An 11,698-nucleotide genomic window follows, 5' to 3' on the forward strand; every position below is an offset into this window, starting at 1 on the left:
CGGGCAGCTCAGCGCCCGCATCGGTCAGCCGAAACGCCCCGAAATATAGTCCTCGGTCTCTTTGCGCACCGGGTTCGAGAAGACGTCGCCGGTCGCTCCGACCTCCACCAGCTCGCCGGGCCGGCCCGCGCCGGACAGGTTGAAGAACGCGGTCTGATCGCTGACGCGCGCCGCCTGTTGCATGTTGTGGGTGACGATGACGATCGTGTAGTCACTCTTGAGTTCGGCGATCAAGTCCTCGATCGCCAGCGTCGAGATCGGATCGAGCGCCGAGCACGGCTCGTCCATCAGCAGAACCTGGGGCGAGACCGCGATGGCCCGCGCGATGCACAGCCGCTGCTGCTGTCCGCCGGAGAGCCCGCCGCCGGGCTTGTCGAGCCGGTCCTTGACTTCGTTCCACAGATTCGCACCGCGCAGACTGGCTTCGGCGACCTCGTCGAGCTTGGCCTTGTCGCGGACGCCCGAGAGCTTCAGTCCGGCGACGACGTTGTCGCGGATCGACATGGTGGGGAACGGATTCGCCCGCTGGAACACCATGCCGACGGTCGTCCGGACGCCGACCGGGTCGACACCCTTCGCGTAGAGATCGAGCTCGTCGAGCTTCACCGAGCCGGTGGTGTACGCACCGGGTGTCACCTCGTGCATGCGGTTCAGGGTCCGCAGCACGGTCGACTTGCCGCAGCCCGACGGCCCGATGAACGCGGTCACCGACTTGGGTGCGATCCGCAGCGAGACGTCCTTCACCGCGTGGAAGTCGCCGTAGAAGACGTTCAGATCTTGAATGGTCAGGCTCTTCGCCATGTCTAGCTTCTCTCCATTCGGGGCCCCGTGAACCGCGAGAGTACGCGGGCGAGCACGTAGACGATTGCGACCGCGATCACCAAGGTCAGTGCCGCGCCCCACACGGTCTCGTAGCCGCTGGGCCCCTTGTTGTATTCCTGCAGCATCATCAGCGGCAGCGACTGCTGATTGCCTTCGAAGGGATTCAGGTTCATCGAGCGGGTGGCACCGACCAGGATCAGCACCGGCGCCGACTCGCCCATCACTCGGGCGACCGCGAGCATGATGCCGGTGATGATTCCCGACATCGCCGTCGGCAGCACCACGCGCAGGATCGTCTTCCACTTCGGGATGCCGAGCGCGTACGACGCCTCGCGCAGATCCTGCGGGACGATCTTGAGCATCTCCTCGGTGGACCGCACCACCAGCGGAACCATCAGCAGCACCAGGGCCAGGGCGACGGCGAATCCCGATCGCGGCAGGTCGAACGTGGTACGCCAGACCGCGTAGATGAACAGGGCGGCCACGATCGACGGGACGCCCGAGAGCACGTCGACCATGAACGTGGTGATCCGGACGAGCCGCTTGCTCGTGTCGGCGTACTCGATGAGATAGATCGCGACCAGCGCGCCGAGTGGAATCGCCACCACCGCGGCTATCGCCGTCTGGATCAGCGTCCCGACGATGGCGTTGGCCGCGCCGCCGTAGCGCTCGGACCGCGTCCACCAGTCGATGTCGAGGACCGGGCCGATGCCCTTGGCGATCAGTGTGTAGACCAGCCAGCCGAGCGGTATCACCGCGAGCACGACCGCCGCGGTCACCGCGACCCGGACCACCTTGTCGGTGATGTTCCGACGCGGCGTGAGATGTGTCAGTTCCATGTTCTGCTCCTCGGGCTCATGCCCGGCGCCGGATCACGCTGCGCGCCGCGCCGTTCACGATGAACGTCAGGACGAACAGCACCAGACCGGCGGAGATGTACGCCCCGGTCTTGATCGGCGAATCGAACTCGGCGGCATTGTTGGCGATCACCGTCGCCAGCGTCTGACCGCTCTCCATCAGGTTGAAGTTGATCGGCCCGGCCGTCGAGATGATCAGCAGCAGCGCCATCGTCTCGCCGAGGGCGCGGCCCAGTCCGAGCATGGCCCCGCTGATGTAGCCCGACAGACCGAACGGCAGCACCGCGTACCGGACCACCTCCCATTGGGTGGCGCCGAGCGCGAGCGCGGCCTCCCGCTGGCTTCGCGGCGTCTGGGTGAAGACCTCACGGGTCACCGCGGTGATGACCGGCAGGATCATCACGGCGAGAACGATGCCCGCCGTCAGCAGGGTGCCGCCGGTGGACATGTTGGCGACGTTCTCCGGTTCTTGGAAGAACGGCAGGAAGCCCAGGTTGTCGACGAGCCACTGATTCGGTCCGACCATCGCCGGACCGAGGACCAGGATGCCCCACAGGCCGTACACGATCGACGGCACCGCGGCCAGCAGATCGACGACGTAGGCGATGGGGCCGGCGAGGCGCTTCGGGGCGTACTCGGTGACGAACAGCGCGACCCCGAGCGCCACCGGCATGGCGATCACCAGTGCGATCACGGACACCAGGATCGTCGCGTACAGCTGGGCGGGGATGCCGAACTCGATCTGGCTTCCCGACACCACCCACGGCCCGGTGTAGGTGAAGAAGTTCGCAGTGTTCTTCGCGAGCGCAGGGACCGCTTGGATCAGCAGGAACAGTGCGATGAGACCGATGACGATCGAGACGAGCAGGCCCGATCCGGTGGCGAGCGACGACATCACGCGGTCGCCGAAACGGCCGACAGCCGAACCGGGGTTCACGCCCGATTCGGCTGTCGGCGGTCGCTCACCGGCCGCCCGGACCGACGGATGACCGTCGCCGGGCGTTTCGGACACGGCCGAGTCCCCATCGCGGTCAGCGCGGGAGGTCACGGGAGTGTCCGAACGTGTCACAGCGCGTCGATCGTTCCGCGCAGCTTGGCCTGGAACGACTCGGGCAGCGGCACGTATCCGAGCTGATCGATGCCGTCCTGCCCCTTGTCGAGGATGGTGCTGAAGGCCGACTTCAGGTTCGCCGACACCGACGAGTCCGAGTAGCCGGTGGAGCACACGATCTCATACGTGGTCAGCACCAGCGGGTAGGCGCCGGCCTCCTTGAGACCGTAAAGGGCCTTGGTGTCGACGACGAGGTCCTTGCTGGCCGGGTCGACGAACTTCGCCGACTCCAGGGCCCGCGCGGCGCTCTCCTTGGTGAGCGCGGTGGCGCCCGCACCGAAGTCGATGGCGGCGACGCTCAGCTGGTTCTCGGTGGCGAAGCCCCACTCGACGTAGCTGATGGAACCGGGGGTCTTCTTGACGGTGTCGCCGACGCCGGTCGACTTGGCCGCGCCGGAACCGCCGTGGCCCGCCCACTCCTTGCTGTGCTCGTACGGCCAGTCGGCCGGAGCCGCGGTGCCGAGGTAGCGGGTGAAGTTGTCGGTGGTGCCCGAGCTGTCGCTGCGGTGAACCGGGACGATGTCGGTCGACGGCAGCTTGGCGCCCGGGTTCAGCGCCGCGATCGCCGGGTCGTTCCACTTGGTGATCTTCGAATCGAAGATCTTCGCCAGGACCGGCGCGTCAAGGTTCAGCTTCTCCACGCCGGGGACGTTGAACGCGACCGCGACCGGGCCCGCGACCATCGGCAGGTGCCACGCCGGGTTTCCGCCGCAGCGGGTCTTGGCGTCGGCGGCTTCGGCGGGCTTGAGAGGCGAGTCGGAGCCCGCGAAGTCGACGTCGCCCGCGATGAACTTCTTGATGCCGTCGCCGGAGCCGGAGCCGGTGTAGTCGAGGTTCACACCGTTGTTGTCGGTCAGCACCTGCGAGAAGTGCTCCATCGCCTTCTGCTGGGCGGTGGATCCTTCACCGTTGACCGCGCCGGTCGACGAGTCGCTGCCACCGCACGCGGTGAGGACGAGGGAGGCCGCGGCAATACCGGCGGCAGCGGCGCCCGCAGTGCGGGCGAGCTTCGGGGACACGCTCATGGGAGTCGGGTTGCCTTTCAATCTGTTCAGGTAACGAGGCGAAACTATCGACGCCCGGTTAGGACAGAGAGACCGGCGAGTTACGGACTGGGTAACAGTCCGAGCGCGAACATGAACGGTTGGTGGCTAAGAGACTCCGGCTCGGCGATACGCGATGTCAGCGGTGTAGCGAGTGAAGCCGAGACGCGAATACGTGTGCAGCGCAGCCGAATTGTCGCCTTCGACGTACAACTCCACTTCATCCGGTCCGCGGCCGGACGGTCGTGGCGCGGCCATGTGGTGGAGCCCGGCCAGGGTCAGCAGGCCCCCGAGCCCGCGGCCCTGCGCGGCCGAGTCGACGCCGACGATGTAGACCTCGCCGAGCGGCGCGGAACCGTCGGCGGCCGGATGGATCTTGGTCCAGTGGAAGCCGAGCAGCGTGTCCGGTTCGGCGGCGTCGAAGGCGAGGAACACGCCCTCCGGATCGAACCAGTCGGCCCCGGTCCGGTCGGCGATGTCGGCCTGCGTCCACCCGCCCTGCTCCGGATGCCAGGAGAAGGCGTCGTTGTTCACGCGGAGGATCTCGGCGTCGTCGGCGGGGCCCGCGTAGGTGCGCAGGACGATGTCGTCGCGCTGGGGAAGGTCGGGCAGGGGTTCGGCAACGGGCCGTCGGAGCTGAAGCAGTTCCCGTGCCCGTTCCAGTCCGAGTGCCGTCGCCACGGCGGCCGCGGCCGGCAGGTCGCCATGTGCCCACGCCTGCGGCGGCTCGGATCCGGTCACCGCCTCCGCAGCGGTCAGGGCCGCGTCGACGAGGGCACGCCCTTCACCGCGGCCGCGATGGTCGGGGTCGACGACGGCCTCGACCATCGCCGCACCGCCGTCGCGGGCGGCGATGACGTTGGCGTACCCGTGGGCGGTGAGGATGTGGCGGTCGGCGCCGGAGGCGATCGCGATCCGCGCCTGTTCGGCGAGCGGTGCGACACCGTCGACGCGTTCGGCGCGGTCGCAGAGGTCGTGCGCGAACGCGACCTCGGCGGCGGTCAGGGAGTCGGCGACGACGCGGTGCTCGATCTGCTCATTCATCGTCCTCCAATGTATCGGCCGACGGGCCGCCGCCGTCGCGATCGCCGCGCCGGGCCGGCTTCACCGCCTTGTAGCCGACGTTGCGGACCGTGCCGATCAGCGACTCGTGGTCGCTGCCGAGCTTCGCGCGCAGTCGTCGCACATGGACGTCGACCGTCCGGGTGCCGCCGAAGTAGTCGTAGCCCCAGACCTCGTGAAGCAGCTGCGCCCGAGTGAAGACCCGCCCGGCGTTCTGCGCCAGGAACTTCAGCAGCTCGAACTCCTTGTAGGTGAGGTCGATCGGCTTGCCGCGCAGCCGGGCGGTGTACGTCGACTCGTCGATCACCAACTCCCCGAGCGTCACCTTGTCGGGCTGCTCGTCGACGGTGCCCGCGACGCGGGTCGACACCAGCCGCAGACGCGCGTCGAGTTCTGCAGGTCCGGTGCTCGGCAACAGGAAGTCGTCGATCCCCCAATCGGCGCTGACTGCCACCAGCCCGCCTTCGGCGACCACCGCCACGACCGGCGCCGTGCCGGTGTCGGACACCAGCCGGCACATGGTCCGCGCGCCCGCCAGGTCGGTGCGCGCATCCACCAGGATCACCTGCGGTTCCCCGAGCTGCACCAGGGCCGATGTCTCGGCAGGCAGCAGCGCGACATCATGCGACAGCAGGGGAAGGGATCCCAGGACGGCTTCGGCGGATTGCTCTTCGGTCAACAGCAACAGGTCCACACACCACTCCGATCTCGTCGTGGCCTCAGCAATGTGGGCTGTCGATCGACGCTGGTCGCAGCACCCGGTAATCAAATGACAGAATAGCGCCGATGTCCCGCACCGCCCACGACACCCCGAATCACGCGTCCCGCCGATACCTGCGAATCGGCGCCTGGATCGCCGTGATCGTCGTCGTCGGATCGGTTCTCGCGCTGATCGTCGACGACTTCGCCGCCTCCCGCGCCGAGCATCGACTCGCCGTCGCCGTCCAGGCCTCGCCCGGCGTCCCCTTCGAGCCCGACGTGATCATGGCGGGCTTCCCGTTCCTCACTCACCGCGCGTCAGGCGACTTCAGTTCCGTGCTGATCAGCGCCGAGGGCGTGCCGATCGAGGGGTGCACGGGCGAGCCGGTGTGCCGGTCTGCGGTCGATGCGCGACTGCAGACCACCGATCTCGGCGACACCGGGGCGATCGGACCGGAGTCGGTGCTGAGAGCGAGGTCCATGCGGGCCGAGACCCGGATCGACTCACCGACGCTGGGACGTCTGATGGGGATCGTCGACCTCTACATCAACACGCCGGCGCCCGAGGACAAGGTCGGCGGCGGCGGGCCGGGCGACGGGCTGCTCGAGCGCACCGAGGGCATCATGCTCAGCGGCACCGTCCCGCTACCGGGCTCGCCGGAGACCCAGAACGGCTACCCGCCGTCGGCCGCGGCGTACACCGCACCGAAGGTGAAGGTGAGTGTGAGCGCGACCGTGTCGGTAGTCGACGGCCGCGTCCGGATCGAGGCCACCGACTTCTACGACGGCCCCGAGGAGCACTACTCCGCGGACGTTCCGGAAGAATTTCGATCAGCGGTATTAAAAAGGTTTTCAACCACGCTTCCGGCACTTCAGATGGCTTGGGGAACCACGGCGAAACATGCGCTGAGCAGGGGAAGCGACCTCGTGGCCGTCGGTGAGACCGGCCCCGTCGCAGTGCGGCCGACCGACTACGCGAAACCGCTCGGATCCGGGTCTTGATTTCTGTTGTAGGGTCGGGGCCATGCAGCCGGTGACGCACCCCGGCGCGATGCGCAGCTGACGATCTCAGCCCGGCACATCCCGACGTCGCTCTCGCGGCGACCACCGCTGCCCGATGAGAACTTTCGCCGCCCGTGCGTCGAACATCCTGAAAGGAACCGAGAAAATGGCACGCTCCGATGTGCTCGTCAGCGCTGATTGGGCTGAAGAGAACCTCAACACCGACAAGGTTGTGTTCGTCGAGGTCGATGAGGACACCTCGATCTACGACAGCAACCACATCCCGGGCGCCATCCGCCTCGACTGGCGCAAGGATCTGCAGGACGGCCTGCGTCGCGACTTCCTCAACGCTGAGCAGTTCGGCGCTCTCCTGAGCGAGCGCGGCGTCGCCAACGACGACACCGTCGTGCTGTACGGCGGCAACAACAACTGGTTCGCCGCGTACGCCTACTGGTACTTCAAGATCTACGGCCACAAGGACGTCCGTCTGCTCGACGGCGGCCGCAAGAAGTGGGAGCTCGACGGTCGTCAGCTCTCCTCGGACGCCGTGACCCGCGCCGCGACCCAGTACGTCGCACAGGCCGCCGACACCTCCATCCGCGCCTTCCGCGACGAGGTCATCGACTCGATCGGTGCCAAGAACCTGGTCGACGTCCGCAGCCCCGACGAGTTCTCCGGCAAGATCGCCGCTCCGGCGCACCTGCCGCAGGAGCAGGCGCAGCAGCGCGGCCACGTCCCCGGCGCGATCAACATCCCCTGGTCGACCACCGCCAACGAGGACGGCACCTTCAAGTCCGACGACGACCTCACCGCGCTGTACGCGGACAAGGGCTTCGACGACGCCAAGGAGACCATCGCCTACTGCCGCATCGGCGAGCGTTCGAGCCACACCTGGTTCGTGCTCCAGGAGCTCCTGGGCAAGAAGAACGTGAAGAACTACGACGGCAGCTGGGTCGAGTACGGCTCGCTGGTCGGCGCCCCGATCGAGCGCTGAGCGCAACCGACTCCCTTACTGACAGTCTCTGAGAGGACTACTGAAATGTGCGCAGCACCCAAGCAGGGTCAGACCCTCCCCGCCGGCGTTGACACCGAGAAGGAGACCGTCCTGACCGGTCAGGTCGTGGACGGTTCGGGCAACCCGGTCGCCGGCGCGTTCGTGCGCCTGCTCGACGGCACCGGCGAGTTCACCGCCGAGGTCGTCGCATCGGCCACCGGCGACTTCCGCTTCTTCGCCGCCCCGGGCACCTGGACTCTGCGCGCGCTCAGCTCGCAGGGCAACGGCGATGTCACCATCGCCCCCGAGGGCCCCGGCGTCCACAACCAGGACGTCACCGTCGCGAAGTGATTCGCGCGTAGCTGTTCTCGACGAGACCCCGGTCCGCTGCGGACCGGGGTCTCGTCGTCTGTCTGGTCGCCCGCGGTGCAGCATCCGCGTAGCTCGCCGTCAGAAGCTTGGTTCTGAATCCAGCTTCTGACGGCGAATTACGCGGATCCGTCGCCGACACGCCCCGGTCGTACCGGATGGAACCTCCCTTGCCTGCGCTGCGTCCAATAGACATGCGGGGAATGGACAGGCACGGGATCATCTGGCGGGACGACGCCCTCGACTCGGGGATCTCCGACGTGCAGATTGCGAAGGCGATCAACGACAACCGGATCGAGGTGGTGGCCCGCGGCGCGTACGCACCGACCTCGGACCTGCCGGCGGATCCCGGTGAAGCCTTCCGGGAGAGATACCGACGACGGTCGCTCGCGGCAGCGGCCGGCCTGGCTCGCACCGGCGACGAGGTGCGCGCCGTCAGCCACCAGTCGGCGGCCGCACTGCTCGGTTTGGGATTGCTGATGCCGAACCGCAGGGCCGTCCACATCACGACCGGCCGGAACAGCGGCGGTAACGCCTTCCCGTCCCGGGTGATTCACGCGAGTCGGTTGGCGGACGACGACGTCGTCGACCTCGGCGGGCTGCGCGTCACCGGTCCGGCCCGCACCGCCGTCGACATCGCGCTGACCGAGACGGACTTCGCGCGGATCCTCGCGGTCTTCGACAGCGCGCTTCGGATGGGAGTCTCCCGCGAAGAGCTGGAAAGCCGCCTCAGTGGTCCGCGGCGCGGCGTCGCGAGAGCCCGGTACGTCCTCGCGTTCGCCGACGGGCTGTCCGACAACCCCGGAGAATCGTGGGGTCGGGCGCAGATGATCGAGGCCGAATTCCCGATTCCGATCCTGCAAGCCGTGCATCACCTCGAGGACGGGCACCGCGCGATCTGCGACTACGACTGGGAGGGTCGCGTCGTCGGCGAGTTCGACGGGCACGGCAAGTATCTCCGGGAGGAGCTTCGGTCGGGTGAGGACGTCGCAGACGTCGTGCTCCGGGAGAAAGAACGCGAGAATCAACTCCGCGATCTAGATCTCGGCGTCGTCCGATGGGGGTGGGAGCGGCTGAAGCAACGCACCTTGATTCCGTATCTGAGCAAACGCCTGCCGATCTTCGGCATCGCCCTGCCATCCGCGTAACTCCCCGTCAGAAGCTGGGTTCTGAATCCAGCTTCTGACGGCGAACTACGCGGATAAGGCGGCCGCCGCTACGACAGCCGCTGCAGCAGCTCCGCGGGTTCGACGCCGAACGTCTCGACGATCTGCGCCCCGTCCCCGCCGACGGAGAGGATCGCCTCCGGCGTGTAGACGCGGTCGACGCAGGTCAAGCCGGTGAGCGGATATGTGCAGGTGGGAACTACCTTCGGGTCGCCGTTGCGGGCGAACAGCGTCATCATCACGAAGACCTGCTTGGCCCCGATCGCGAGATCCATCGCGCCGCCGACTGCGGGGATGGCATCGGGCGCACCGGTGCTCCAGTTCGCCAGATCGCCGCCGAAGGAGACCTGGAAGGCGCCCATCACGCAGACGTCGAGGTGACCGCCGCGCATCATCGCGAATGAGTCCGCGTGGTGGAAGTACGACGCACCCGGCAGTTCGGTGACCGGCACCTTGCCCGCGTTGGTGAGGTCGAGGTCGACGTCGTCGCCGGTGGCCTGGGGTCCCATGCCGAGCATGCCGTTCTCGGTGTGCAGTGTGATGCCTGCTGCCGGGTCGAGGTGATCGGCGATCTGCGTGGGCTGCCCGATCCCGAGATTGACATAGGAGCCGGCGGGAATGTCGGCGGCGATCCGGGCGGCGAGCTCCTGCTTGGTCATCGGCTCGTCGGCGACGCGGCGTGCGTCGGCGGCGAGGGTGAGCTGGTCGGTCATCGTGCGCCCTCCACTGCGAATCGGCGAGTCGGGGTCGCGACCACGCGGTCGACGTAGATCCCAGGTGTCACCACGGCTTCCGGGTCGATCGCGCCGACCGGGATCACCTCGTCCACCTGGACGATCGTGGTGTCGGCCGCGGCAGCCATGACCGGCCCGAAGTTCCGGGCGGTCTTGCGATAGACGAGGTTGCCCGCACCGTCGCTGCGATGCGCGCCGATCAGCGCGACGTCGCCCTTGATCGGGTACTCCAGCAGATAGGTGCGACCGTCGATCTCGCGCGCCTCCTTGCCCTCGGCGATCGGCGTGCCGACCGCGGTCGGGCAGTAGAAGGCGCCGATGCCGGCACCCGCCGCGCGCATCCGCTCGGCGAGGTTGCCCTGCGGGACGACTTCCAGTTCGATCTCGCCGTCGCGGTACAGGCGGTCGAAGACCCACGAGTCCGACTGCCGCGGAAACGAGCAGAGGATCTTCCGGACCCGGCCGGCCGCGAGCAGCGCAGCCAGTCCGTGATCGCCGTTGCCCGCGTTGTTGCTGACGACGGTGAGGTCGGTGGCGCCCTGGCGGATCAGGGCGTCGATCAGATCGAACGGCATGCCCGCCAGTCCGAATCCGCCGATCAGAACGGTCGCGCCGTCGGCGACGCCTGCGACGGCTTCGTCGACGTCTTCGCAGAACAGGGTCGCGCCCACTGGCCCTCCTTCGATGGTGATGCCGCACCGGCCTGAGCCGGGCGGACACACAAGTGATTCCCCTACGACGCTAAGCCGCCAGATTCAGACGGGCAATTACTCATTCATCGGGTTTTGATATTCACAGAGTTTCACTGTCGTCGTCACGTCCTCGACGACGCCCGAGCACTGTGATCTACGGAGCAGTCGCGGGACTCATTTCGGTCACGCCACCGAGTCGCGGTAGTATCACCTCCGTGGTCCTCTTCTTCGAAATCCTGCTCGGATTGGCCTCGCTGCTGATCATCTGGTTCGCGCTGTACACCGTCTACCGACTGGTCAACGACGAGTCATGACCCGCTCCGGTAACGAGGCGATCTCCGATGCCGAGCAGCGTGCTCAGCAGACGGCAGGCAAGAACCTGACGCCGGTCGGCGACCTCCCCGTTCCCGCGGACACAGCCAATCTTCGCGAGGGCGCGGATCTGCATTCCGGCCTGCTCGCTCTCCTGCCGATGGTCGGCGTCTGGGAGGGCGAGGGCGAAGGGCACGATCCGGTGACCGGCGACGACTATCAGTTCGGTCAGCAGATCATCGTCTCCCACGACGGAGGCAACTACCTCGTCTGGCAGTCACGCTCGTGGGTGGTCGATGACGAGGGCGAGTACCTGCGTCCCGACCTGCGCGAGTCCGGCTTCTGGCGGATCAGCGAGGACGACAACATCGAGCTGCTGCTGACGCATGCCGAGGGGTCCATCGAGCTCTACTACGGCCGTCCGCTCAATCAGACGTCGTGGAACCTCACCACCGACGTCACCATCCGCTCCGAGACCGGTTCTCACACCGGCGGAGCGAAGCGCCTGTACGGGCTCGTTCCCGACGGCGACCTCGCCTACGTCGAAGAACGCGTCGACGCCGAAGGCGAGCTGACGCCGCGTCTGTCCGCGAAGCTCCGCCGCGTCGTCGGCTGAGTCGCGGAAATCGAGCGAGCGTGGCCGTCCCGTGAGCGAGCGCAGCCAGCCCGCTTGATTGTGCGTGCCCAGCCTTCCCGTTGATTGTGCGAGCGCGGCCCTCCCGTTGATTGAGCGAGCGGAGCGAGTCGAAATCACCGCTACCCGGCCACCCGACCCAGCACAACTCACGAAGTTTCGACTCGCTCCGCTCGCTCAACCCGGATCCACCGATGGGTT

At 67.4% G+C, this 11,698-nt stretch carries 13 protein-coding genes; 5 read left to right on the forward strand and 8 right to left on the reverse strand.

Annotated elements, in window-relative coordinates; translation table 11 throughout:
• Positions 1-24: 24 nt before the first annotated feature.
• The 6 genes from pstB to SCNU_RS17985 all read right to left on the reverse strand — a co-directional run bounded on the left by pstB (position 25) and on the right by SCNU_RS17985 (position 5,589).
• On the reverse strand, positions 25-801 hold the full coding sequence (gene pstB / locus SCNU_RS17960) for a phosphate ABC transporter ATP-binding protein PstB (RefSeq protein WP_009680841.1): 777 nt from the start codon (positions 799-801) through the stop codon (positions 25-27).
• Positions 802-803: 2 nt separating this feature from the next.
• On the reverse strand, positions 804-1,661 hold the full coding sequence (gene pstA / locus SCNU_RS17965; RefSeq protein ID WP_009680842.1) for a phosphate ABC transporter permease PstA: 858 nt from the start codon (positions 1,659-1,661) through the stop codon (positions 804-806).
• Between the two features lie 16 nt (positions 1,662-1,677).
• Complete coding sequence (gene pstC / locus SCNU_RS17970) at positions 1,678-2,691, reverse strand: phosphate ABC transporter permease subunit PstC (protein ID WP_238526483.1); 1,014 nt, start codon at positions 2,689-2,691, stop codon at positions 1,678-1,680.
• Between the two features lie 53 nt (positions 2,692-2,744).
• Entirely contained in the window at positions 2,745-3,815 is a 1,071-nt protein-coding gene (gene pstS, locus SCNU_RS17975; RefSeq protein WP_009680844.1) for a phosphate ABC transporter substrate-binding protein PstS, read from the reverse strand.
• 126 nt (positions 3,816-3,941) lie between these two features.
• Positions 3,942-4,877 (reverse strand): mycothiol synthase, encoded by a 936-nt coding sequence (gene mshD / locus SCNU_RS17980; RefSeq protein WP_009680845.1) that lies wholly within the window; start codon positions 4,875-4,877, stop codon positions 3,942-3,944.
• Positions 4,870-5,589 (reverse strand): response regulator transcription factor, encoded by a 720-nt coding sequence (locus SCNU_RS17985; RefSeq protein WP_009680846.1) that lies wholly within the window; start codon positions 5,587-5,589, stop codon positions 4,870-4,872. Before SCNU_RS17985 ends, mshD begins: the two co-directional genes overlap by 8 nt.
• A gap of 92 nt (positions 5,590-5,681) precedes the next feature.
• Between SCNU_RS17985 and SCNU_RS17990 the strand changes: the two genes are divergently transcribed.
• The 4 genes from SCNU_RS17990 to SCNU_RS18005 all read left to right on the forward strand — a co-directional run bounded on the left by SCNU_RS17990 (position 5,682) and on the right by SCNU_RS18005 (position 9,107).
• Positions 5,682-6,596 carry an LmeA family phospholipid-binding protein gene (locus tag SCNU_RS17990; protein ID WP_009680847.1) on the forward strand — a complete coding sequence of 305 codons (915 nt, stop codon included), beginning with the start codon at positions 5,682-5,684 and terminating at the stop codon, positions 6,594-6,596.
• 166 nt (positions 6,597-6,762) lie between these two features.
• Positions 6,763-7,590, forward strand: coding sequence for a sulfurtransferase (locus SCNU_RS17995; RefSeq protein WP_009680848.1), 828 nt, complete (start codon positions 6,763-6,765; stop codon positions 7,588-7,590).
• 45 nt (positions 7,591-7,635) lie between these two features.
• Positions 7,636-7,941 (forward strand): DUF1416 domain-containing protein, encoded by a 306-nt coding sequence (locus SCNU_RS18000; protein ID WP_009680849.1) that lies wholly within the window; start codon positions 7,636-7,638, stop codon positions 7,939-7,941.
• Positions 7,942-8,162: 221 nt separating this feature from the next.
• Positions 8,163-9,107, forward strand: a complete 945-nt coding sequence (locus tag SCNU_RS18005; RefSeq protein ID WP_009680850.1) for a type IV toxin-antitoxin system AbiEi family antitoxin — start codon at positions 8,163-8,165, stop codon at positions 9,105-9,107.
• Positions 9,108-9,175: 68 nt separating this feature from the next.
• Here the strand turns inward: SCNU_RS18005 and SCNU_RS18010 are convergent, their stop codons facing one another.
• Positions 9,176-9,838, reverse strand: a complete 663-nt coding sequence (locus SCNU_RS18010) for a 3-oxoacid CoA-transferase subunit B (protein WP_009680851.1) — start codon at positions 9,836-9,838, stop codon at positions 9,176-9,178.
• Complete coding sequence (locus SCNU_RS18015) at positions 9,835-10,530, reverse strand: 3-oxoacid CoA-transferase subunit A (RefSeq protein ID WP_009680852.1); 696 nt, start codon at positions 10,528-10,530, stop codon at positions 9,835-9,837. The genes SCNU_RS18010 and SCNU_RS18015 overlap by 4 nt, the downstream gene beginning before the upstream one ends.
• A gap of 331 nt (positions 10,531-10,861) precedes the next feature.
• On the opposite strand from SCNU_RS18015, the gene SCNU_RS18025 reads away from it, so the two are divergent.
• A complete protein-coding gene (locus SCNU_RS18025) occupies positions 10,862-11,479 on the forward strand; it encodes a heme-binding beta-barrel domain-containing protein (RefSeq protein ID WP_009680854.1) in 618 nt (205 codons plus the stop codon).
• The last annotated feature ends 219 nt before the right edge of the window (positions 11,480-11,698 follow it).

This window comes from Gordonia neofelifaecis NRRL B-59395 (assembly GCF_000192435.1).
Taxonomy (GTDB): Bacteria; Actinomycetota; Actinomycetes; order Mycobacteriales; family Mycobacteriaceae; genus Gordonia; species Gordonia neofelifaecis.